We start from the raw sequence: 23,132 nt of genomic DNA, 5'->3' as shown, positions 1-23,132 counted from the left end.
GAATAAACATGCATGACATCGACGATTTTCTGAAGAAGAACCGTGTCACCGAAATCGAAGCGATCATTCCGGATATGGCCGGGATCGCGCGCGGCAAGATCATTCCGCGCAGCAAGTTCGAATCCGGCGAGTCCATGCGCTTGCCGCAGGCGGTGATGATCCAGACCGTCACAGGAGACTATCCGGAAGACGGCACGCTCACCGGCGTCACCGATCCGGACATGGTGTGCGTGCCCGACGCCAGCACCATCCGCATGATTCCGTGGGCCGTCGATCCGACCGCTCAGGTGATCCACGATTGCGTTCACTTCGACGGCACGCCCGTCGCGATCTCGCCACGCCGCGTATTGCGTCGCGTGCTCGAACTCTACAAGGCCAAAGGATGGAAGCCGGTCATCGCGCCCGAGCTCGAGTTCTATCTGGTCGATATGAACAAGGACCCGGATCTGCCGCTGCAACCGCCTATCGGCCGTACGGGTCGTCCGGAGACCGGCCGTCAGGCGTACTCGATTGAAGCCGTCAACGAATTCGATCCGCTTTTCGAAGACATCTACGAGTACTGCGAGGTGCAGGAACTGGAAGTCGACACGCTGATTCACGAAGTCGGCGCCGCGCAGATGGAAATCAACTTCATGCACGGCGATCCGCTCAAGCTCGCCGACAGCGTGTTCCTGTTCAAGCGCACGGTGCGTGAAGCCGCGCTGCGCCACAAGATGTACGCGACTTTCATGGCGAAGCCGATGGAAGGCGAACCTGGCTCGGCGATGCACATGCATCAAAGCCTCGTCGACGAAGAAACCGGCCACAACCTTTTCACCGGCGCGGATGGCAAGCCGACGTCGCTGTTCACGGGCTATATCGCCGGTTTGCAGAAGTACACGCCCGCGCTGATGCCAATTTTCGCGCCGTATATCAACTCGTATCGCCGTCTGTCGCGTTTCATGGCCGCGCCGATCAACGTGGCATGGGGTTACGACAATCGCACGGTGGGTTTCCGGATTCCGCATTCGGGACCGGCTGCGCGCCGCATCGAAAACCGTATCCCGGGCGTGGACTGCAACCCGTATCTGGCGATTGCCGCGACACTCGCCGCCGGCTATCTCGGCATGACGCAGAAACTCGAAGCCACCGAGCCGCTGCTCAGCGACGGTTACGAATTGCCCTACCAGTTGCCGCGCAATCTCGAAGAGGGTTTGACGTTGATGGGCGCATGCGAGCCGATTGCCGAAGTTCTCGGCGAAAAGTTCGTCAAAGCCTACCTCGCTCTGAAGGAAACCGAATACGAAGCGTTCTTCCGCGTGATCAGTTCGTGGGAACGCCGGCATTTGCTGCTGCACGTGTAAGGCAAACGCAAAAAAATTGGAGGCAGTATGAGCTACAGAACAGAAGAAGTCGCATACGTGCAACCGGCCCAGCCGGCCGCGAGCGCGCAAGCCGTGCAACAACAACGCAGCACCGCCGAATATCGCGCACTGGACGCCGCGCATCATATCCATCCGTTTTCGGATATGGGCTCGCTGAACCGCAGCGGCAGCCGCGTGATCGTGAAAGCGCAAGGCGTGTATCTATGGGACTCGGAAGGCAACAAGGTGATCGACGGCATGGCCGGCCTGTGGTGCGTGAACGTCGGTTATGGCCGCAAGGAACTGGCCGATGCCGCGTACAAACAGATGCAGGAACTGCCCTACTACAACACCTTCTTCAAGACGACGCACCCGCCGGTGATCGAACTGTCGGCCTTGCTTGCGGAGTTGGCTCCGGAACCGTTCAATCACTTCTTCTACTGCAACAGCGGCTCGGAAGGCAATGACACGGTACTGCGCATCGTTCACCAGTACTGGGCAACGAAGGGCAAGCATTCGAAGAAGTTCGTCATCTCGCGCAAGAACGGCTATCACGGTTCGACGATTGCGGGTGGCACGCTCGGCGGCATGGGCTACATGCATGAACAGATGCCCTCGAAAGTCGAGAACATCGTGCATATCGACCAGCCGTATTTCTTCGGCGAAGCACAAGGCAATCTGTCGCCGGAAGAATTCGCACTGGCTCGTGCGCAGCAACTTGAAGCGAAGATTCTTGAAATCGGCGCGGACAACGTCGCCGCGTTCATCGGTGAGCCTTTCCAGGGAGCAGGCGGCGTGATCTTCCCGGCATCGACGTACTGGCCGGAAATCCAGCGCATCTGCCGCAAGTACGACATTCTGCTGGTCGCCGATGAAGTGATCGGCGGTTTCGGGCGCACCGGCGAATGGTTCGCGCATCAGCACTTCGGTTTCGAGCCGGATCTGATCACGCTGGCGAAGGGTCTGACGAGCGGCTACGTGCCGATGGGCGCGGTCGGCCTGCATGACCGCGTCGCCAAGGCGATCATCGAAAACGGCGACTTCAATCACGGTCTCACGTATTCGGGTCACCCGGTTGCCGCCGCAGTGGCAGTCGCCAATCTCAAGCTGCTGCGTGACGAGAAGATTGTCGATCGCGTGAAGAACGACACCGGTCCGTACTTCCAGAAGCAACTGCGTGAAACCTTCGCCAATCACCCGATCATCGGCGAAATCTCCGGTGCGGGTCTGGTGGCCGGTCTGCAACTCGCGCAAGACCCGAAGGCGCGCAAGCGTTTCGCCAATGGCGGCGACGTGGGCACGATCTGCCGCGACTTCTGCTTCAACGGCAACCTCATCATGCGCGCCACCGGCGACCGCATGCTGCTGTCGCCGCCGCTCGTGATCAATAAGCTGGAAATCGACGAAATCGTTTCAAAAGCTAAAAAGGCCATTGACGCAACAGCACAACAACTCGGCATTTCGTAACGGCAGTCCGTTCCGGCATGGGCACACCCACAAATCACGCTCATGCCGGTTCTTCATATCAAGGGAAAAAACCATGAGCGTTAGTCATCTTCGTCATGCGGTCGCGGGGGCCGCGCTTCTCGCCTTCACCGGTTTTGCGGCGCTGTCGGTTACGCCGGCCCTTGCGGCCGATACGGAACTGAATGTGTATAACTGGTCCGACTACATCGCGAAGGACACGATTCCGAACTTCGAGAAGCAGGACGGCATCAAGGTCAAATACGACAACTACGATAGCGACGACACCTTGCAGGCCAAGCTGCTCGCCGGCAGCTCGGGCTACGACATCGTGGTGCCGACCTCAAACTACATGGCCAAACAGATCCAGGCCGGCGTGTATCAGAAGCTCGACAAATCGAAGTTGCCGAACCTCGCGAACCTCGACCCCGTGCTGATGAAGATGATTGCCGACGCGGACCCGGGCAACCAGTACGGTGTGCCCTGGGCATACGGTACAGACGGTATCGGTTACAACGTGCAGGCCGTGCAGAAAGCGCTCGGCGTCAATGCGCCGGTGGATAGCTGGGCACTGGTTTTCGATCCGGCCAATCTCTCCAAGCTGAAAGGCTGCGGCGTGTCCATCCTCGACCAGGCCGTCGACGTCTTCGCCGCCACGCTGCAATACATGCACAAGGATCCGAATAGCACGAACCCCGCCGACTATCAGGCCGCGTTCGAAGTGTTGAAAAAGATCCGCCCGTATATCACTCAATTCAATTCGTCCGGCTACATCAACGACCTCGCCAACAACGACGTGTGCGTCGCGCTGGGCTGGTCGGGCGACGTCGGCATTGCCAGCCGCCGCACCGAAGAAGCCAAGCGCTCGTACCAGATCAAGTTCTCGAACGTGAAGGAAGGTGGCCTGCTGTGGTTCGACGTGATGGTGATCCCGAAAGACGCGCCGCACCCTGAAGCCGCGTTGAAGTGGATCAACTACATCTCGGACCCGAAGGTCAATGCCGCAATTACCAACGAAGTGTTCTATCCGACCGCGAACAAGGCCGCACGCCAGTTCGTGACGCCGGCTGTCGCACAGGACAAGACCGTTTATCCGGGCGATGAAGTGTTGAGCAAGATGACGCTGATGAAGCCGATGCCGACCGACATTCTGCGCCTTGAAAACCGTCTTTGGGCGCAGCTTAAAACCGGCCATTAATCCAGCCACTCAAATCGATTATTGATCCGCGCTCAGGGATCGCTTGAACCCTGAGCGCATGAATAGCAGTAACGGTAGTCAGCCTGCGCGCTTCTTTTAAAGTCCCATCCGCGCGCAGTCCCATGTTTTCCGATCGCAGCGCACGTTGCGAGACGCTTCCCGCGCCTCGTATGGAGACACTTGCGCCCGCGATCCGCAAGGAACGGTTACATCATGAACTCGACGACCTCAAAAAGCGCAGCCGGCGCCACCCAGATGGCCCGCCCCGCAGTGACGACAAAATCGAAATCGGACGAATTCGTTCGCATTGAAAATGTCGTGAAGAAATTCGGCGACAGCATCGCTGTCGACAACGTCAATCTGAGCATTGCCAAGAACGAGTTGTTCGCGCTGCTCGGCAGCTCCGGCTGCGGCAAGTCCACGCTCCTGCGCATGCTCGCGGGGCTCGAGACGGTGACCTCCGGGCGTATTTTCGTCGACGGCGAAGATCTCGCCGCGATGCCGCCGTACAAGCGGCCGGTCAACATGATGTTCCAGTCGTATGCGTTGTTCCCGCACATGAGCGTGGAGGCGAATATCGCCTTCGGCCTGAAGCAGGAAGGCACGCCGAAGAACGAGATCAAGGAACGCGTCGCCGATGCGCTCAATCTCGTGCAGATGAGCAAATACGCGCAGCGTAAGCCGCATCAACTGTCAGGCGGCCAGCAGCAGCGTGTGGCGCTCGCGCGTTCGCTCGTGAAGCGCCCCAAGTTGCTGCTGCTCGACGAGCCGATGTCGGCGCTCGATAAAAAGATCCGCCAGAAGACCCAGCTCGAACTGGTGAACATCATCGAGAAGGTCGACGTGACCTGCGTGATGGTCACGCACGATCAGGAAGAAGCGATGACGATGGCCGGACGCCTCGCCGTGATGAGCGAAGGCCGCATCGTGCAGATCGGCTCGCCGAGCCAGGTGTACGAGTTTCCGAATAGCCGCTTCTCCGCCGAGTTCATCGGCTCGACCAACCTGTTCGAAGGCACGGTGGTCGCGGACGAACCGGATCACATTTTCGTCGAAAGCGAAGACCTCGAATCGCATATCTACGTGAGCCACGGCATTACCGGGCCGCTCGGCATGCCGGTGGGCATCTCGGTGCGTCCGGAACGCATCAAGGTATCGCTCGACAAACCGACCACGCCGCACAACTGGGCGCGTGGCGTGGTTTCGGATGTGGCGTACATGGGCAGCTATTCGCTGTATCACGTGCGTCTGCCGAGCGGCAAGACCGTCGTGTCGAATCTCTCCAGCTCGCATCTGATGAGCGAAGGTGCGCCCTCCTATAACGACGACGTGTTCGTCTACTGGTCGCCGGCTAGCGGCGTGGTGCTGACGCAATGAGCAATCCCACTACCTCCTCCCCCGCGGCGCTCGGCGCGCCGTCCGGCAGCCGCCTGCTCGGCTCGCTGAAAAAACGCCTGTCGATGCTGGTGCCGTCGGGCCGCTCGACCGTGATCGGCGTGCCGTTCCTGTGGCTCACGGTGTTCTTCGCGTTGCCGTTCGTGCTGGTGCTGAAGATCAGTTTCGCCGATCTGCGTCTCGGCATTCCGCCGTACACGGATCTCGTCACGGTCAAGGACGGTATGGTGCATTTCGCCATGCAACTCAGCCACTACGCGTTCCTGCTGCAGGACGACCTGTACGTCGCCACGTATATCAGCTCGCTGAAGATGGCCGCGGTCTCGACCTTCTTCTGTCTGCTGATCGGCTATCCGATTGCGTACTACATCGCCCGCTCGGAACCGACGAAACGCAACCTGCTGATGATGGGCGTGATGCTGCCGTTCTGGACGTCGTTCCTGATCCGCGTCTACGCATGGATCGGCATTCTGAAGGACGACGGCCTGCTCAATCACACGCTGATGGCGATCGGCATGATTCATTCGCCCTTGCGCCTCTATCACACGGATATCGGCGTCTATATCGGCATGGTCTATTCGTACCTGCCGTTCATGGTGATGCCGCTGTATGCGCACCTCGTGAAAATGGATCTGACGCTGCTCGAAGCAGCCTACGACCTCGGTTGCAAACCGTGGACCGCGTTCACGCGCATCACGCTGCCGCTGTCGAAGAACGGCATCATCGCCGGCAGTCTGCTGGTGTTCATTCCGGCGGTTGGCGAATACGTGATTCCGGAGCTGCTCGGCGGCGCCGACACGCTGATGATCGGCCGCGTGATGTGGGATGAATTCTTCAACGATATGGACTGGCCGATGGCATCCGCCGTCACCGTCGCGATGGTTCTACTGCTGCTCGTGCCGATGGCCGTGTTCCAGTACTACCAGGTCAAGGAACTGGAGGGCGCGAAATGATCAAGCCTAATAAGACGCTTTCTAATAGCGTGCTGACGTTCGGATTTCTGTTTCTCTACATTCCGATCATCAGCCTCATCGTGTATTCGTTCAACGAGTCGAAGCTCGTCACGGTGTGGTCCGGCTTCTCGCTCAAATGGTATGGCGCACTGTTGCAGGACGGCGAATTGCTGAACGCCGCATGGCTCTCGCTGAAGATCGGTCTGCTGACCGCATGCGCCTCGGTTGTGATCGGTACGTGGGCCGGTTTCGTGCTCGCGCGCTTCGGACGTTTTCGCGGCTTCACGCTGTTCGCCGGCATGATCAACGCGCCGCTCGTGATTCCTGAGGTGATTCAGGGCATCTCGCTGCTGCTGCTGTTCGTCGCGCTCGAACAGATGCTCGGCTGGCCGAAGGGCCGTGGTCTCTTCACGATCTGGATCGGCCACGTGATGCTGTGCGTGTCGTACGTGGCGATCATCGTGCAATCGCGTGTGAAAGAGCTGAACAAGTCGCTCGAAGAAGCCGCGCTCGATCTCGGCGCCACGCCCTTCAAGGTGTTCTTCCTGATCACTCTGCCTCTGATCTCGCAGGCGCTGATGTCGGGCTGGCTGCTGTCGTTCACGCTGTCTTTCGACGACCTCGTGCTCTCCGCGTTCCTCTCCGGCCCCGGTTCGACCACGCTGCCCCTCGTCGTGTTCTCGCGGGTGCGTCTCGGCCTGAATCCGGAAATGAATGCGCTCGCCACGATCTTTATCACCACGGTGACGATCGGCGTGATCGCCGTGAACCGCTGGATGCAATTGCGCGAACGCAAACGCAATCGCGACATGCAGATGGCTTTCGCACTTGCCGAAGCCGCCGACCCCTTGCCCGCCGCACCACAACAAGCCGCCGTACGAAAGTCGCTCGATACGGCACGCGCATAAGAAGTCCATTCGCAATACGACCAATAAGGAGAATTTGAATGAGAAAGAAGCTCATCTGTCTGTTGGTGGCGGGGAGTCTGCCTGGCATGGCCATGGCGGATGCCACCAGCGACCAGATCAAGGCGCTCCAGGCCCAACTCAATGCACTGCAAAAGGAGGTGAAGCAGTTGCGGGCAGAAGTCGCCACCAAGCCGAAGGCAGCCACCGCGGCGACGGCGGCGACTGCGGCTCCTGCCCCGGCGGTGGTGGCCGCGCCGGTGGATGTCTCGTCGCCTGATTACGGCAAGGCTCAGGCGACACTGAGCAACGACGACGTGACCGCGATGAAGCAACAGATCGCCAATCAGCAGTTGAAGGTCGACTCGCTCGAAGACGCGGCGCAGACCGGGCCGATCGCCGGCTTGTCGGTGACGGGTTATATCGACCCGACGTACCTGTATAACCGTGCACAGAGCAGTTCGTCGTTCCTGTTCGCGAACCACGAAAGCAGCTACAACTACTTCAACAGCACGTTCGGCGATCTGTACCTCGACATCAAGAAGACGTTCGGTGTCGGTCCGATGGCGCCGTCGGCTGAAATCACGTTGATGCCGAACCGCGGCAACGGCATTACGCTGCTGCAGAACTCGCATGGCGATATCGGCAACAACATCCTGAATACGGCCGTGGTGAATGTGCCGTTGACGGCGACCACGACACTCGTGGCCGGTTTGATTCCGAGCTTCGGCGGCTATGAAGTGCAGCAGTCGAATCAGATGCTCACGCTCACGCACAACCTGCTGTACGACTTCTCGGATCCGGGCAGCTATGTCGGGATCGGCGCGAACTACACGGTCGGTAACTGGGCGTGGAAGTTCTTCGTTGGCAACGAACAGTACCGCACGTTCGGCGCAGTCACGCAGACGGGCACGAACGCGTTGGGCGATCCGATCACGACCAGCAACAAAATTCCGACGTTCACGGCTCGCACCGACTACACGTGGTCGAGCGCACTGGATCTCGGCGCGTCGATCAACATCGGCCGTCAGACCTTGCCTAGCTCGATCGACGCGAACGGCGCGGTCAGCTACGGCGTAGGCGGCCAGGCGCCGAGCTCGGGTGGCACGTTCTTCTTCACCGAAGCCGACCTGACCTACACGCTCGCCGACGTGCAGTACAACGCCGAACTCGACTACGGCCAGCAGCAGAACGCCGCGTACAACGGCGGCCAGGCTCAGTGGTACGGCTTGTCGCTGCTCGCGCACCGCAAGTTCAATCTGCCGGTGGTGGGCCGCATGGGCGCGACGGTGCGTTATGACCTGCTGGTCGACAGCAAGAACGGCGGCGGCGGCGGTGGCATCGCGTTGAACGGCAACGGCATGGACACGGCGAACGGCTTCGGTATCGGCGCGGACTGTCTCGCCAATTCGCAGGCGAACGGTGGCCTCGGCTTCGAATGCAAGGGCGCGACCCGCCAGGACGTTTCGCTCGACCTGCTGTTCTATCCGACCCAGCAGATCACGGTCAAGGTGGAATACCGCCACGACTGGGCCAACAAGCAGGTGTTCCTGAAGAACGACGGTTCGTATGGCAAGTCCAACGACCTGCTCGCGACCCAGTTCATCTACTCGTTCTAATCTGTTTTGCCGGCGCGTGGCCTTGCTGTCCAAAAGGCCACGCGCACAGGCTCTTTCTGCATGCTCTGCCTATGCTCCGATTCTCGAACCAGCCTCACGTCGCCTCGTACTACGCCGCCACCGCCAACGACAGCACTCGCCATCCCGCACTCGACGAAACGATCAACGTCGATGTTTGCGTGATCGGCGCCGGGCTGACCGGCATTTCCGCGGCACTCAATCTTGCGGAACGTGGCCACTCGGTCGCGGTGCTCGAAGCATCGAAAGTCGGCTGGGCGGCGAGCGGCCGCAACGGCGGTCAGTTGATCGGCGGCTTCGCGTGCGATATCGATACGTTCGCGAAGTACTTGCCCGCGCCCGACGTGAAGCGTGTTTGGGACATGGGGATCGAAACCCTCGATATCGTCAAGGACCGCGTCGCGAAGCATCAGATCGACTGTGATCTGACTATCGGTTATCTGACCGCGGCCAACAAGCCGCGCGATACCGACGCGCTGCAAAAATGGCGCGACGAAGCGCAGCAACGCTTCGGCTACGACCGTTTCAGTTACGTCGATGCCGACGGCGTGGGCAACTATGTTCAATCTCAACGCTACCTCGGCGGCCTGTTCGACGCGGACAGCGGCCATCTGCATCCGTTGAATTACACGCTGGGTCTGGCACGTGCGGCGCGCGAGGCCGGCGTGCGGATTTTCGAAGACAGTTGCGTCACGGCCTTGCGCGAAGAAAACGGCCGACATGTCGCCGAAACCGCGCGCGGCCAGGTGCAGGCACGCTTCGTCGTGCTCGCCTGCAACACCTATCTCGGCCAACTCGCGCCGGACGTGGCGAACAAGATCATGCCGGTCGGCACCTACGTGATCGCCACTGAACCGCTCGACCCCGATCGCGCCGAAGCGCTGATGCCCGCCAAAGCCGCCGTGTGCGACAGCCGATTCGTGCTCGACTACTTCCGCCCCTCGTCCGATAACCGCTTGCTGTGGGGCGGCAAAGTGAGTTATTCGACGTTCGCGCCGCGCAACCTCGGCGAAGCCATGCGCCGCGATATGCTGAAGACCTTCCCGCAACTCGACGATGTCAAAATCGACTACGCGTGGGGCGGTTTCGTCGATATCACCATGAACCGCGCGCCCCATTTCGGCCGGCTCTCGCCGACCGTGTATTTCGCGCAAGGCTTCTCGGGGCACGGCGTGAATACCACCGGCCTCGCGGGTAAACTGATCGCCGAGGCGATCGACGGCCAGGCGTCGCGCTTCGATCTGTTCGGCAAGATTCGTCACCGCGACTTTCCCGGCGGCGCTACACTGCGCACCCCTGCCCTCGTACTCGCGATGGCCTGGTATCGAATGAAGGACCTGCTTTGATGAATGCTCCGACTCTCGGCTTCAACACGCTTAACACGCTCGACCGTCGCGCCGATGCGCTGATCGCCAACTCCTACTATGAAGCGAGCGCCGCCCGTCCGCTCGCCGACGACCCAGCACTCGACGGCACGCTGGAAGTCGACGTGTGCGTGATCGGCGCGGGCTTCTCCGGATTGTCGGTGGCGCTGGAGTGCCGGGCGCGCGGTTTGTCGGTGGTCGTGCTCGATGCGCATCGGCCCGGCTGGGGCGCGTCGGGCCGCAATGGCGGCCAGACGCTGGTGGGTTTCGCGAAAGACGAGATCATGGAGCGCCAACTCGGTCTCGACGGCGCGCGCGCCGCATGGGCGATGTCGGTGGAAGGCGTGGCGCTGGTGCGCGAGCGCATCGAACGCTACGGTATCGACTGCGATTTCACGTCCGGCTATCTGACCGTCGCCACCAAACCGAAACGCGTGCCCGATCTGCGCTCGTGGATGGAATCGGCTTCGCAACGCTGGGGTTATTCGAAACTCTCGTGGCTCGATACGGACGAGGTCCGTTCACGGGTCGCTTCGAAGCGCTATCTGGCCGGTGTCTACGATCCGTTTTCCGGCCATCTTCATCCACTCAAATACTGCCTCGGTCTGGCGGATGCGGCACGCCGCGAGGGCGCGCAACTGTTCGCGCATTCACCGGTAATCGAGGTCGTGCGGGGTGCCCGGCCTGTCGTGCGAACCGCTCGCGGCGAAGTGCGCTGCCGTTTCATTGCGGCGTGCGGTAACGCCACGATCGGCGACGTGCTGCCCGCGCCGGTGGCCGCGCGGATCGCGCCGATCGCGTCGTATATCGTTGCTACGGAACCGCTCGGCAAGGAACGCGCGGATGCGCTGATCAAAGGGCGCGAGGCGATTTGCGACAACAACTTCTTCCTCGACTATTTCCGTTTGTCGGCGGACCATCGCGTGCTGTTCGGCGGGCGGGCGAGTTCGACCGGCGCTTCGCCGGTACAGCTTGGCGAAGAGATTCGGCAGCGCATGATCGGCGTGTTCCCGCAACTCGGCGATGTGAGAATCGACTATGCGTGGGGCGGTTTTGTCGACGTGACGCGCAATCGCGCGCCCGATTTTGGGTCGATCGATCCGAATTACTTTTACGTGCAGGGGTTTTCGGGGCATGGCGTGGCGTTGACCGGGATTGCCGGGCGCGTGGTTGCCAAGGCGATGGCGGGTGACACGAAGGCCTTCGATCTGTTCGCGCAGTTGCGGCATGCGCGCTTTCCAGGCGGGCCGGCGTTGCGAGGACCGGCGCTAGAACTCGGGATGATGTATCACCGGATTCTGGAGTTGTTTTAGGCGTCGCCGGCTCGCGGCGCGGCTTTTACGTTGCCGCGACAACCCCGACGACACCCATCCTCAATATCGCGCCGGCAGCGCTGCTTTAACGTCGGAACGAGGCACGGCGCAATCCGGTCAGATGCCGGCTACTTTACTATTGGTGACCCTCAACAGCATACTGTCATACTTATTCGTATTCCGCTTTTGAGGAGGCGCCGATGACTATTCAACTCACTCGCCAATTCGCATCAAAATTCGCCAACCTCGCGCTCGCCCATCTCACGCGCGAATACCCGAACAAGCTGACGCATTCGCTCGCCGGACCGCAAGACGTGCAAGGTCCGCGTGCGCTGCATCCGATTTTTTACGGCAGCTACGACTGGCATTCGTGCGTGCACGGCTACTGGTTGATTCTGCATCTACTCGAGCGCTTTCCCGATCTGCCTGAAGCGGCGCGCATCGTCGCGGTGGTCGACGAGCATTTCACCGCAGCGAATGTGGCCGGAGAAATTGCCTATCTCGAACTGCCGCACAACCGTGGTTTCGAACGTCCGTATGGTTGGGCCTGGCTGCTCGCGCTCAGCGCGCAACTCAATTCACTGAAGCTCTCGGAAGCCGCGCGCTGGTCGAAAACCTTTGCGCCGCTCACCAGGGTGTTTGTCGAACGCTTCGAGGACTTTCTGCCGAAAGCGACTTACCCGCTGCGCGTGGGCACGCACTTCAACATGGCCTTCGCGTTGGCGCTGACGCTGGATTTTGCACGGCAAACGTCGCGTGAATCGCTGGAAGCGCTGGTCGTGAATACCGCGGAACGCTGGTTTATGAACGACGTCGCCTGTCAGGCATGGGAGCCGGCCGGCGACGAATTCCTCTCGCCTTCACTCATGGAAGCCGAGTTGATGCGCCGCATATTGCAGCCCGCACAATTCGTCGACTGGTTCGGCCGCTTTCTGCCGGATCTCGGCGTGAAAAAGCCCGCTACGCTGTTCGAGCCCGTCACCGTGACGGATCGCACCGACGGCAAGATCGCTCATCTCGACGGCCTGAATCTCAGCCGCGCATGGTGCCAACGTTCGCTGGCGCGCGCACTGCCCGCAGGCGATATTCGCCGGACGATATTGTTCGATGCAGCCGAGCGGCATCTGCAAACCGCACTGCCGCACGTGGCCGGCGATTATATGGGTGAGCACTGGCTGGGCACATTCGCCACGCTTGCATTGGAAGCCTGAATAAAGGCCTGATTCAAGGCTTCGAATCGAACTCAACCCAGCGGCATGGTCCGCTGAAATACGAAAGCGGCACCGCACGCGCGAAACGGTTTCTCCTACCAACCGATTCGCGCCGCGAGCGCCGCTTTTCCATGATTGCGTCGATCCAGAGCCGCATCCTGCGGCTCAGCCGGCGAGCGCGCCGGCTTCCTGCATTTACTGCCCCGTCAGCTTTTTAGGCTTCGGCGGCGCTTGAACCTTGTTGTACTGGAACTCGGGCGTCGCCTTTAGCGCGTCCTTGGTGGCGCCGGCCAGATAGAAATTCCCCTGGCGGATGTCCAGCGCTGCAATGGGCACCGCCACGTCGTGCGACGCCACGCCCAGGAAACCGCCAGCAGAGACGATGGCTGCGGACAACGAACCGTCCGGTGCAATCACCAGATCGCGGACCGTGCCGATTTTCGCGTTCTGGTCGTTGTATACCGATTTGCCGAGAATGCTCTTCTTCACACTCCAGCCGCTCAGCAGCGCATTCGACTGCTCGACCGTGACGCTCAGCGGTTGCGTGCCGGCGACTTGCGCCTGTGCACCGAGGCTGGTTGCAGCTACTGCGACGACAACAACAAGTTTGCCCAATGTCATATCGTTCACTCCACTCTTAGTAGACTTGACCGGCGCATGACGTGCGCCGAAAGGAATCGCTGCACCACGATCATACAGACTGCGCGGCATGGCTGCATCTAGCGTGCCGGAAGGCCGCACACGAACACCGCATCGAGCCTGCGCGGTAACGCTCGGGGATGGCGTCACGGCCTGCAGCGCATGGCGGTAAAATCGCGCAAGGCGATCATGCCGGTTTTAGAGGTGGCAGTTTGACTGAGCTTGAACAGGGTTTCATTTTGACCCGACATTGGCGGGACACGCCCGCCGGCACGGAGGTCGATTTCTGGCTGGCAACGGACAGCGGGCCCCGTCACGTGCGCCTGCGCCCTCAGCCCTCGGTGGCGTTCATTCCCGCCGAACATCGCGAGCGCGCCGAAACGATCCTGCGCCGCGAAGCGCCGCTCGATCTGCGAACGCTCGATCTGTGCGACTTTCAGCATCGGCCGGTCATGGGACTTTACTGCCCGCAGTACCGGCAATTGACGGGCTTCGAAAAGCGCCTGAAGCAAGGCGGCGTCGACGTCTACGAAGCCGATATCTTCCCGCCCGAGCGCTACATGATGGAGCGCTTCATCACGGCGCCGGTGTGGTTCAGCGGCGACACGCAGAGCACCGGAAAGAGCGGCACGCTCCTGAACAGCGAACTCAAGCCGGTCAGTGGCTATCGTCCGCCCTTGAAACTGGTTTCGCTCGATATCGAAACCAGCGCTCACGCCGAGTTGTATTCGATCGCGCTGGAAGGTTGCGGACAGCGCCAGGTGTATATGCTGGGGCCGCCCAATGGCGACGCGAGCACGCTCGACTTCGACCTCGAATACTGTGAAACCCGCGCACAGTTGCTGGAAAAACTGAACGTGTGGCTGGAGCGGCACGATCCCGATGCGATCATCGGCTGGAATCTGGTGCAGTTCGATCTGCGGGTGCTGCAGCAGCATGCCGAACAATATCGCATACCGCTGCGACTCGGCCGTGGCGGTGCGGTGATGGAATGGCGCGAGCACGGGCTCAAGCAGAATCACTTTTTTGCCGGCGCCGCGGGACGGTTGATTATCGACGGCATCGAGGCGCTGCGCTCCGCGACGTGGAGTTTCCCTTCGTTCAGTCTCGAACACGTCTCGCGTTCGGTGCTGGGCGAAGGCAAGGCGATCGACAATCCGTATCAGCGCATGGACGAAATCCAGCGCCGCTTCGATGAGGACAAGCCCGCGCTCGCGCGTTACAACCTCAAGGACTGCGAGTTGGTCACGCGCATCTTTGCCAAAACGGAGTTGCTGCCGTTCCTGCTGGAGCGCGCGAGCGTCACCGGTTTGCCGGCAGATCGCAGCGGTGGATCGGTGGCGGCATTCACGCATCTGTACATGCCGCGCATGCACCGGCAAGGCTACGTCGCCCCCAATCTCGGCGACGTGGCCGGCGCCGCGAGCCCCGGCGGCTTCGTGATGGACTCGCGCCCCGGTCTCTACGATTCCGTACTCGTGCTGGACTACAAGAGCCTGTATCCGTCCATCATTCGCACCTTTCTCATCGATCCGGTCGGCCTCGTCGAAGGCATGCTGAATCCGGCCGACGATCAATCGGTGCCGGGCTTTCTCGGCGCGCGCTTCTCACGCACGCGCCATTGTTTGCCGTCGATCGTCGGGCAAGTCTGGCAAGGCCGCGAAACAGCCAAACGCGAGAAGAACAAGCCGCTTTCGCAGGCATTGAAGATCATCATGAACGCCTTTTACGGCGTATTGGGATCGACCGGTTGCCGCTTCTTCGATCCGCGTCTCGCGTCGTCGATCACCATGCGCGGCCATGAAATCATGCACGCCACGCGCGAACTGATTCAGGGCGAAGGCTACGAGGTCATTTACGGCGACACGGATTCGACCTTCGTGTGGCTGAAACACGCGCACAGCGAGGAAGACGCGAGCCGTATCGGCCGTGGGCTGGTCGAGCATATCAACGCGTGGTGGCGGCAGAATCTGCAGGAGCGGTTCGGACTCGACAGCGCGCTCGAACTGCAATTCGAGCGGCACTATCGGCGCTTCTTCATGCCGACGATTCGCGGCGCCGAGGAAGGCAGCAAGAAACGCTATGCCGGCCTCACCGTTTTGCCGGACGGCAGCGAGGATATCGTCTACAAAGGACTCGAAACGGTACGCACCGACTGGACGCCGCTTGCGCAGCAGTTTCAGCAGGAACTGTATCGGCGCATCTTCACGCAGCAACCGTATCAGGACTACGTGCGCGACTATGTGCGCGACACGCTCGAAGGCAAGCTCGACGATCAACTCGTGTATCGCAAGCGCCTGCGCCGGCCGCTCGAAGAATACGAGCGCAACGTGCCGCCGCATGTGCGCGCGGCGCGTGTGGCGGACGAGTTCAATCGGCGGCAAGGGCGCCCACTGCAATACCAGAACGGCGGCTGGATCAGCTATGTGATGACGGTTGCCGGACCCGAGCCGCTGGAAACGCTGCGCTCGGCGATCGATTACGAACACTATCTGACGCGGCAATTGCAGCCCGTCGCCGACGCTATTCTGCCGCTGCTGCGCGACGATTTCACAACCTTGATGTCAGGGCAAAAGCAGTTGTTCTGAGGCAGTGCTAGCATCGAGCGTATCGACGAAGCACAGCAAAGGCCACGCATGAACGAGTCGCATCTGATCGCGGCAGACGAACTGAAAGACCAGCCGCAAACCGCCGCGAACCGCGTGTTTTCAGAGGGTGCGCTTAGTCTCGGACTCACGATGCCGATGCTGCGCGCCGGCACGATCGTGGCCGATTTCGACGAGCAGCTGGCGCTCGCGCGCCTTGCCGACGAACGCGGCTTCCGCGCACTCTGGATACGCGACGTCCCGTTGAACAGCGCGGACTACCCGGACCCTGTCGGCCACCTCGACCCGTGGGTGTTGCTTGGCGCGCTCGCCGCGAAAACGCGGCGTATCGCGCTCGTGAGCGGCGCCATCGTGCTGACGCTGCGGCATCCGCTGCATATCGCCAAGGCGGCGCTGTCCGTCGATACGCTCAGCCACGGACGCTTTATTCTGGGTTTGGGTTCAGGCGATCGTCCGCCGGAATATGCGGCATTCGGACGGGATTCCGACGAGCGGCGCGAGTTGTATCGCAGTCACTGGGAGACGGTTGCCGCCGCGCTCGGCGAACCGTCGCGCGTGATTCCCGATCGCACGCCTGAAGGCGCACCAACCTTTCAGCTGTTGCCCGAGAATTCGCACACGGTGCCACTGCTTGCAGTGGGCTCGGGCGGTCAGAGCGTCGACTGGATCGCACGCCATTCGCTGGGGTGGATGACCTATCATCGCGAACCCGACGCGCAGCGCGCCCGTTACAGCATGTGGCGCGCCGCCGTCGAGCGCGTGGCGCCCGAGGCCTTTCGTGCGTTCGGTGTCGCGATGCGGCTCGAACTCAGCAGCGATCCGCATGAGCCGGCTCAGGCCGTGTCGCTTGGCTATCGGACCGGCCGGCATGCGTTGATCGACATACTCAAAGCGCTACGCGCGGACGGGACACATCATGTGACGTTCAATCTCTCTTCGGAGCGTCCCGTTGCTGACGTCATCAATGAACTCGCCGAAGAGGTCTTGCCGCAGTTTCATCAAGAGAAATAGAAAGCGCGTTGCGCACCTGCTTCGACTCACGGCGTGGACGGACGGTCCGTGTCGTACAAGCGGTCCGGGATGAACAGCGCGGTCACGCCGCTCAGGAAGAACACCGCGCCGACCACGAGGAAGCCCAGACCGATGGAGAACTGTGTGGCCAGGAAGCCGATGACGATAGGCGCCGCGCCCGAACAGAAACGGCCCAGGTTGTACGAGCCGCCCACAGCAGTGCCGCGGATGGACGTGGCGAAACTCTCGGACATGAAAGTGCCAATCGTGCCCAGCGGTACGCCGTACAGAAACCCGAAGAAAAGCATGAGAACGGCAATGTTCTCCCGCGTATGCCAGAAGATGATCACCGGCAGAAAAATCGCGGCGCCCACGCAGCCGAAGACATACACGCCACGCCGGCTCCAGCGGTCGCCCAGCCAGCCGGCGAAGATCTTGCCAATGAACGCGACGACGTAAGTCCCGATCATGTATCCAGTCAGCGCGCTGAACTTGATATGCAGTTCTTTTTCGAGGTACGTCGGTAGCCAGTTATTCAACCCATAGAACCCGGAAAGAATGAAAACCGAGGTCAGGGTCCACAGGATAAACAGAGTTCGTGTCTGTCGATTGCTGAAAATCACGTGGTAGCGGCTGTCGCGCCATCGACGTTGACTCGTGCGCTCGACGGCGTGGCTCGCCCGCCAGCTAGCCGGCTCGGGCACCGCGAACTTGATCGCCAATGCAAACACCACAGGCAGCGCCGACACGTAGTACAGCGTGCGCCAACCGTAATGCGGCAAAATCCAGCTGCTCAGCGCAATGACGACGATGTAGCCGGCCGAAATGCCGGTCTGCAATGCACCCAGAATCAGTGACCGCCGTTCTGTGGGGACGTATTCGGCAACGAGCGTAGTGACCAGCACCATAGAGCCGATGCCCAACGAACTGATGAAGCGGACGATCGCGAATTCCAGAAAGCTGTGCGTGAGCCCAAGCAGCCCCGCACCGACCGAAAAAAGCGCCAGTGCCCAGACCACCACCCTCACCCGCCCTATGCGATCGCTCGCCCATCCGCCGAAAATCCCGCCGACCGCCATGCCTAACAACGTCAGGCTGCCCAATGCTCCGGCCTGGACATTGCTCAGCCCGAAGTCGTCCTTGATTCGCGTCAGCGTGAGGCCGTACATCATAACGTCGGCGCCATCGGCCATGAGCGCAAGATAGCCGAGGATGAAAACAAGCAGCCAGCGTCCTTGCGATTCGGAGGTTTGGCTCACCGGTGACGCGGTTGCAACACGATGGGTAGTGGTCATATCAGAGAGGCGTCAAGCTGCTGGCGGATATCGTATGGCGCGAAATGAGAGCGGGAGCCAGGAAGGAACCGATCAGTAATCCCAACTCTTCGTGTCTCGTCGTGTACCACCGCTCCTGATGCGTCAGGTTCATCGTGCCGATGCACACGCCGTCGTACGCGATCGGGATGTTCAGTATCGATCCGAGCCCCATCTCGGTCATCACGGCGTGATCGTCGAACGCTTCGCGAATGCCTTGCGGCGTCTCTGCGCGAAACGGCTTGAGATCGTGCAGTATCTGTCTGGCCCACGGGGTGCCGTGCTTTTTCTTGCGTCCGCCGACCGGATAGACGTCGGGCATATTCGTATAGACGCGCTCCACCTCCTGGTTTTGTGCGTCGTAGGACATGATCGTGAACAGGCTGAAGCCGATTGCGCTTGCCGCCACCTCATGAACCGCTCGGAAAATCGCCATCGGCTGACCCGTGAGCCGCATGGCCTTCGCGAGATGTTCAAGGTTCGACATGTTCAGCGCTTGCGGGGTTGGCGGCGCAGTTTCGATCCGGTTGACTTGCATCGTCTGTATGAGAAAGTTGGCAAACCACGGTATTCAGCCGTGTATTTCAGTGGAATTGAGCGGGCCTCGAACATCCTGCGTGCGTCCGAACTCCTCGGCCTCGATGTCTTCGAGCGAGCGGTTGCGAGTCTCGATCCCCAGGAAGAAAACCACGCAGGCTCCGATGAGCAGAACCGTCGTGGTCATGGCGAATACGCCCAGGAATCCGAGCACGGGATAGACGAGTCCGACCAGAATCGGCGCGCTCACCGAGCCGATGCGGCCGAACGATGAAGACGATCCGGTGCCCGTCGTGCGCACTGCAGTCGGAAACACCTCCGGGGTATATGCATACACGCCTGCGAACGCGCCGTTCATGAAGAACGACAGGCATATGCCCGCGACCATGATCCCGATTCCGGTGTGAGAAAACGCAAGCGCAATCGCCGCGATGCCCCCCAGCAACATGTAGGATGCGACCACGCCCTTCCGGCCGATCCGTTCATTGAGCCATGCGGCCGAGAAATACCCCGGAATCTGCGCCCCATAGATCGCGATGGAATAGCCGAAGCTCTTCGTCATGGTGAGCCCCTCTTTGAGGAGCAAGCTCGGAATCCAGGAGAAGAACGAGTAGTACGCGAATGCAACCGAGAACCACATCAGCCAGCTTACTGCCGTGGTGCGCGCGAGTCGTGGCGACCACAACGTCAGCACGTTCTGCAACGCGCTACCGCTTGCACGTGCCGATGCGGGAATCATGCCGAAGGCGGCGACAGGTGGAAGATGAATGCCTTTGCCGGTAAACCATGACTCGATCGTGCTCACGATACTGTTCGCTTCATCCGTTCGTCCCTGGCTCTCGAGCCATCGTGGCGACTCAGGCAGCGTTCTGCGCCACCAGAGCAGCATGACGACGGGCAACGAAGTCACCACCGCCAGGTAGCGCCAGCCATCGGCAAAATTTCGCACCACGACGAAGCCGAGGATGGATGAACTCAGATAACCGAACGACATGAAGCCGACCAGCGCGCCGCAAAACATGCCTCTGTAACGACGTGGCACGAATTCCGCGAGGAATGGCGCGATCACCACCGTCTCCGCGCCAGAACCAAATCCCGCGACGATGCGCAACGCGAAGAACGTGTGCCAGTCCGTAGCGGCAGCACTCGCGAGCGACGCGACACAGTAGATTGCCAGCGCCGTCATCATGATGCGGCGACGGCCGATCAGATCGGCGAATACGCCCGACAGGAAGGCCCCGAAGAAGTAACCGATATAGGTGCTGCTCGCGACGAGGCCGGTCTCGGCGCTCGTCAGTTGCCATAGCTTGCTCACGACCGGCAGCAGGAACGCGAGTGACGATGAATCGAGTCCATCGAACAGATACCCCAAACCACCGATGAGCAGGAGTTTCCGATGAAAGCCCGATAACGGAAGTCTTTCAAGACGAGCGGCTACGGCAGACACGGTAACTTTCTCCTTGAAGGAATGGACACGATCTCCGCCATGCCGACGTCATCGCCCGACCGCGTAGGCCTGCATCTGGCGAGGTGTCGCTGCGCCACGCATCAGACCGTTTCTGATCCCGACCGCGCAGACCCGCCCCAGCGCCCACGGTTCGGCCACGGTCAGGTCGTGCCCACGCGCGCGTAACTCGGCGATGGTGCTTTCCGGAAAACGGGACTCGGCGGACATCTTGCCGAGATGCATTGCGCGCGGGTAGAACGAACCCGGAAAGTGCGCAGTCTGGAACGACGGCGAATCCGCGGCAGCCTGAAAATTCATGCCGGCGTGCACGTGTTTGAGGAACAGCTGGATCGACCATTGATCCTGCTGGTCGCCACCGGGCGTGCCGAACGCCGCGTAGGGTTTGCCCGCGCGAGTGACGAGCGTCGGCGACAGCGTCGTGCGCGGACGGCGTCCCGGCCCGAGCGACGAAGGCAAGCCTTCTTCCATCCAGAACATCTGCGCGCGCGTGGTGACGTTGAAGCCGAGACCGGGCACCGCCGGAGACGCCTGCAGCCAGCCACCCGACGGCGTGGCCGACACCATGTTGCCCCAACGGTCGACGACGTCGAGATGAACCGTATCGCCTCGCAGTTCGGGCAACGGGGCGAAGGTCGGCTCGCCCTGGCCAAAGCCGCCGGACTGTTCCCTGCCAGCCAATGCCATGATGCGCGCGGCGCGCTGGTCGCTGTCGCCCAGCCTGCCGGGACGGAATTCGAGTGACGCCCGGTAAGGGTCGATCAGCCGACGACGTTCGTTGTTGTAGGCGTCGCTCAGCAGTACATCCATCGGCACGTGCGCGAACGCAGGGTCGCCGTAGAACACCTCGCGATCGGCGAACGCGAGCTTCGAGCATTCGATGATCGTATGGACGAAGTCCGGGCCCATCGGGTCCATGGCCGCGAGATCGAAGCCTTTGAGCAGCGCGAGCTGCTGCAGGAACATCGGCCCCTGGCCCCACGGACCGGTCTTGTGGACACGGAGGTCCCCATAGTCGTATGAAACGGGGTCTTCATAGGACGGTTCCCAGCGAGCGAGGTCGCCGGCGTCGAGCAGGCCGCGGTTGCGCTGACCCGACGTGTCGAGAACAGCCGTCGAACCAAAATACTGGTCGATGGCGTCGGCCACGAAGCCGCGATAAAAGACCTCGCGGGCGCGTTCGCACTGTTCGCCGCGGTCACGCCGGGTATTCGCTTCTCGCAGAATGCGCTTGTACGTGTTGGCAATGGCAGGATTGGCGAATAGCTGGTTTGGCATCGGTGCATCGCCGTCACGCAGCCATTGCTCGGCCGAAGTCGGCCATTCGGTCCGGAAGAAATCCTTGATGGCGAGGATCGATGACGTCATGCGCGGCAGCACCGGATAGCCGTTTTCCGCATACCCGATCGCGTAGCTCAGCACGTCCTCGAGCGGCAACTGGCCATAATCGCGCAGCATGGCCATCCACGCGCCGAATGCACCGGGCACGACGGCAGGCAACAATCCCGTACCCGGAACCACTTCCAACCCTAACTTCCGCATGCGCTCGATGGTCATGGCCGCGGGCGTCACGCCCTGCCCGCAAAGCACACGCACGCGGTCTTCGCGCGCGCTGTAGAACACGACCGGCAGTTCGCCGCCCGGACCGTTCAGATGCGGCTCTACGATCTGCAGAACAAAACCGGCAGCGGCCGCGGCATCGAATGCATTGCCGCCTTTCTCGAGCACGGCCATGGCCGATGCACTGGCTAGCCAGTGCGTGGAAGCCACCATGCCGAATGTGCCGATCAGTTCCGGGCGGGTTGTAAACGACATGCGCTGCTCCTTTGCGATCGCGGGTGACTGGTGACTGCTGGGTGAACCAATCGCCATAGGTACGGGTTAGACAAACTACGAAGATACTGCTGAAACCAATCGGTTTCGCTTGATGCTAACCCGAAATCTCCTTGCAATATACCGGGTCAAAAAGTTTTCTGTAAACTCCGCGTCACGGCGTACCAATTCTGCTATCGTTTGAACCAATAATTATTGGTTCAAACGAAGAAATGGAAAACACGGTACTGGAAGGGTTACTCGGCTATATCGCCGACCATCAACTCAAGGACGGCGACGCGCTGCCGCCTGAAAGAAAGCTGGCCGAAGACCTTGGCGTCAGTCGAAGGGAACTGCGTTCGGTGCTGGCTTCGCTGGAGGCGTCAGGCCGGGTCTGGCGCGGTGTCGGGCGCGGCACCTATCTGGGCGCGCGGCCGCTGAAGTTCGGTCCCACGCTGCGTGGACTGCGCGCGGGGACCAGTCCGGCGGATATCGCCGAAATGCGGCTGCTGTTCGAGCCCGCACTCGCGGAACTCGCCGCTACGAAAGCCAGTTGGGACGATCTGCTGGAACTGGAAAAGTGCGCGCGCAAAAACGCCGCCGCGAAAAACGACGAAGAGTGGCAGCAATGGGATCATCGCTTCCATTTGCTGATCGGCCAGGCCACCCGTAATCCCGCACTCATCGCGCTGATGGAAGTCATCAACGGCATGCGCGTAAAACCGGACGTGCGTGAGAAGACGGTGGCGCAGGAGACCCGGCAGTATTTCGCCCAGCAGCATCAGGCTATCGTCAATGCCATGAAAGCGCGGGATGGAGAGACAGCGGCCCGATGTATGCGCGAGCATCTGCTGAGTGTTCAGGGACGCGCATCCGCCAGAGTGGGCGGACTCACTGATCAACAGGTTTGAAGCATCGGTCGTCTGCGCGACGTTCGGCGCAAGCGGGTGCAAGCGGGCGCGCGTG

General features: G+C 61.0%; 18 protein-coding genes. 13 read left to right on the top strand and 5 right to left on the bottom strand.

The features are described 5' to 3' along the window. Positions 1–8: 8 nt before the first annotated feature. The 10 genes from PQR32_RS17405 (at position 9) to PQR32_RS17360 (ending at position 12,783) form a co-directional block, all read left to right on the top strand. On the top strand, positions 9–1,343 hold the full coding sequence (locus PQR32_RS17405; protein ID WP_310818137.1) for a glutamine synthetase family protein: 1,335 nt from the start codon (positions 9–11) through the stop codon (positions 1,341–1,343). 27 nt (positions 1,344–1,370) lie between these two features. After that, on the top strand, positions 1,371–2,810 hold the full coding sequence (locus PQR32_RS17400; protein WP_408229109.1) for an aspartate aminotransferase family protein: 1,440 nt from the start codon (positions 1,371–1,373) through the stop codon (positions 2,808–2,810). Positions 2,811–2,883: 73 nt separating this feature from the next. Continuing rightward, positions 2,884–4,005 (top strand): polyamine ABC transporter substrate-binding protein, encoded by a 1,122-nt coding sequence (locus PQR32_RS17395; RefSeq protein WP_408229106.1) that lies wholly within the window; start codon positions 2,884–2,886, stop codon positions 4,003–4,005. Positions 4,006–4,218: 213 nt separating this feature from the next. Then, positions 4,219–5,382, top strand: coding sequence for an ABC transporter ATP-binding protein (locus PQR32_RS17390; RefSeq protein WP_408229103.1), 1,164 nt, complete (start codon positions 4,219–4,221; stop codon positions 5,380–5,382). Beyond that, complete coding sequence (locus PQR32_RS17385) at positions 5,379–6,353, top strand: ABC transporter permease subunit (protein WP_012426546.1); 975 nt, start codon at positions 5,379–5,381, stop codon at positions 6,351–6,353. The genes PQR32_RS17390 and PQR32_RS17385 overlap by 4 nt, the downstream gene beginning before the upstream one ends. Beyond that, the gene (locus PQR32_RS17380) at positions 6,350–7,261 is read left to right on the top strand and encodes an ABC transporter permease subunit (RefSeq protein ID WP_106277415.1); all 912 of its coding nucleotides are present in this window, start codon (positions 6,350–6,352) and stop codon (positions 7,259–7,261) included. Before PQR32_RS17385 ends, PQR32_RS17380 begins: the two co-directional genes overlap by 4 nt. A gap of 38 nt (positions 7,262–7,299) precedes the next feature. Continuing rightward, the gene (locus PQR32_RS17375; protein ID WP_408229099.1) at positions 7,300–8,877 is read left to right on the top strand and encodes a DUF3138 family protein; all 1,578 of its coding nucleotides are present in this window, start codon (positions 7,300–7,302) and stop codon (positions 8,875–8,877) included. A 71-nt stretch (positions 8,878–8,948) separates the two neighbouring features. After that, the gene (locus PQR32_RS17370) at positions 8,949–10,241 is read left to right on the top strand and encodes an NAD(P)/FAD-dependent oxidoreductase (protein WP_408229096.1); all 1,293 of its coding nucleotides are present in this window, start codon (positions 8,949–8,951) and stop codon (positions 10,239–10,241) included. Next, positions 10,241–11,572 carry an NAD(P)/FAD-dependent oxidoreductase gene (locus PQR32_RS17365; protein ID WP_408229093.1) on the top strand — a complete coding sequence of 444 codons (1,332 nt, stop codon included), beginning with the start codon at positions 10,241–10,243 and terminating at the stop codon, positions 11,570–11,572. Before PQR32_RS17370 ends, PQR32_RS17365 begins: the two co-directional genes overlap by 1 nt. 200 nt (positions 11,573–11,772) lie before the next feature. Next, complete coding sequence (locus PQR32_RS17360) at positions 11,773–12,783, top strand: DUF2891 domain-containing protein (RefSeq protein ID WP_408229090.1); 1,011 nt, start codon at positions 11,773–11,775, stop codon at positions 12,781–12,783. Positions 12,784–12,978: 195 nt separating this feature from the next. On the opposite strand, the gene PQR32_RS17355 is transcribed toward PQR32_RS17360, so the two are convergent. Beyond that, entirely contained in the window at positions 12,979–13,404 is a 426-nt protein-coding gene (locus PQR32_RS17355; protein WP_408217505.1) for a PRC-barrel domain-containing protein, read from the bottom strand. A gap of 230 nt (positions 13,405–13,634) precedes the next feature. On the opposite strand from PQR32_RS17355, the gene PQR32_RS17350 reads away from it, so the two are divergent. After that, on the top strand, positions 13,635–16,010 hold the full coding sequence (locus PQR32_RS17350; RefSeq protein ID WP_408229087.1) for a DNA polymerase II: 2,376 nt from the start codon (positions 13,635–13,637) through the stop codon (positions 16,008–16,010). A gap of 48 nt (positions 16,011–16,058) precedes the next feature. Next, on the top strand, positions 16,059–17,039 hold the full coding sequence (locus tag PQR32_RS17345; protein ID WP_408229084.1) for an LLM class oxidoreductase: 981 nt from the start codon (positions 16,059–16,061) through the stop codon (positions 17,037–17,039). Positions 17,040–17,065: 26 nt separating this feature from the next. Here PQR32_RS17345 and PQR32_RS17340 read toward each other — a convergent pair whose 3' ends face one another. From PQR32_RS17340 to PQR32_RS17325, 4 genes are read right to left on the bottom strand one after another with little or no spacing between them, the layout of a single operon-like run. After that, positions 17,066–18,334, bottom strand: a complete 1,269-nt coding sequence (locus PQR32_RS17340; protein ID WP_408229081.1) for an MFS transporter — start codon at positions 18,332–18,334, stop codon at positions 17,066–17,068. 1 nt (position 18,335) lies between these two features. Continuing rightward, complete coding sequence (locus PQR32_RS17335; protein WP_408229078.1) at positions 18,336–18,890, bottom strand: GAF domain-containing protein; 555 nt, start codon at positions 18,888–18,890, stop codon at positions 18,336–18,338. Positions 18,891–18,923: 33 nt separating this feature from the next. Next, on the bottom strand, positions 18,924–20,336 hold the full coding sequence (locus tag PQR32_RS17330; RefSeq protein WP_408229075.1) for an MFS transporter: 1,413 nt from the start codon (positions 20,334–20,336) through the stop codon (positions 18,924–18,926). A 48-nt stretch (positions 20,337–20,384) separates the two neighbouring features. Next, complete coding sequence (locus PQR32_RS17325) at positions 20,385–22,169, bottom strand: gamma-glutamyltransferase family protein (RefSeq protein ID WP_408229072.1); 1,785 nt, start codon at positions 22,167–22,169, stop codon at positions 20,385–20,387. A 230-nt stretch (positions 22,170–22,399) separates the two neighbouring features. On the opposite strand from PQR32_RS17325, the gene PQR32_RS17320 reads away from it, so the two are divergent. Then, a complete protein-coding gene (locus tag PQR32_RS17320) occupies positions 22,400–23,077 on the top strand; it encodes a FadR/GntR family transcriptional regulator (protein ID WP_408229069.1) in 678 nt (225 codons plus the stop codon). The last annotated feature ends 55 nt before the right edge of the window (positions 23,078–23,132 follow it).

The organism is Paraburkholderia dipogonis, assembly GCF_046027395.1.
GTDB lineage: Bacteria > Pseudomonadota > Gammaproteobacteria > Burkholderiales > Burkholderiaceae > Paraburkholderia > Paraburkholderia dipogonis_A.
This window is presented reverse-complemented; position numbering and strand designations above follow the sequence as displayed.

What these genes read in the sequence shown, in the direction of transcription:
- PQR32_RS17405 (WP_310818137.1), top strand. Translation starts at nt 9, where the DNA reads ATGCATGACATCGACGATTTTCTGAAGAAGAACCGTGTCACCGAAATC.
- PQR32_RS17400 (WP_408229109.1), top strand. Translation starts at nt 1,371, where the DNA reads ATGAGCTACAGAACAGAAGAAGTCGCATACGTGCAACCGGCCCAGCCG.
- PQR32_RS17395 (WP_408229106.1), top strand. Translation starts at nt 2,884, where the DNA reads ATGAGCGTTAGTCATCTTCGTCATGCGGTCGCGGGGGCCGCGCTTCTC.
- PQR32_RS17390 (WP_408229103.1), top strand. Translation starts at nt 4,219, where the DNA reads ATGAACTCGACGACCTCAAAAAGCGCAGCCGGCGCCACCCAGATGGCC.
- PQR32_RS17385 (WP_012426546.1), top strand. Translation starts at nt 5,379, where the DNA reads ATGAGCAATCCCACTACCTCCTCCCCCGCGGCGCTCGGCGCGCCGTCC.
- PQR32_RS17380 (WP_106277415.1), top strand. Translation starts at nt 6,350, where the DNA reads ATGATCAAGCCTAATAAGACGCTTTCTAATAGCGTGCTGACGTTCGGA.
- PQR32_RS17375 (WP_408229099.1), top strand. Translation starts at nt 7,300, where the DNA reads ATGAGAAAGAAGCTCATCTGTCTGTTGGTGGCGGGGAGTCTGCCTGGC.
- PQR32_RS17370 (WP_408229096.1), top strand. Translation starts at nt 8,949, where the DNA reads ATGCTCCGATTCTCGAACCAGCCTCACGTCGCCTCGTACTACGCCGCC.
- PQR32_RS17365 (WP_408229093.1), top strand. Translation starts at nt 10,241, where the DNA reads ATGAATGCTCCGACTCTCGGCTTCAACACGCTTAACACGCTCGACCGT.
- PQR32_RS17360 (WP_408229090.1), top strand. Translation starts at nt 11,773, where the DNA reads ATGACTATTCAACTCACTCGCCAATTCGCATCAAAATTCGCCAACCTC.
- PQR32_RS17355 (WP_408217505.1), bottom strand. Translation starts at nt 13,404, where the DNA reads ATGACATTGGGCAAACTTGTTGTTGTCGTCGCAGTAGCTGCAACCAGC.
- PQR32_RS17345 (WP_408229084.1), top strand. Translation starts at nt 16,059, where the DNA reads ATGAACGAGTCGCATCTGATCGCGGCAGACGAACTGAAAGACCAGCCG.
- PQR32_RS17340 (WP_408229081.1), bottom strand. Translation starts at nt 18,334, where the DNA reads ATGACCACTACCCATCGTGTTGCAACCGCGTCACCGGTGAGCCAAACC.
- PQR32_RS17335 (WP_408229078.1), bottom strand. Translation starts at nt 18,890, where the DNA reads ATGCAAGTCAACCGGATCGAAACTGCGCCGCCAACCCCGCAAGCGCTG.
- PQR32_RS17325 (WP_408229072.1), bottom strand. Translation starts at nt 22,169, where the DNA reads ATGTCGTTTACAACCCGCCCGGAACTGATCGGCACATTCGGCATGGTG.
- PQR32_RS17320 (WP_408229069.1), top strand. Translation starts at nt 22,400, where the DNA reads ATGGAAAACACGGTACTGGAAGGGTTACTCGGCTATATCGCCGACCAT.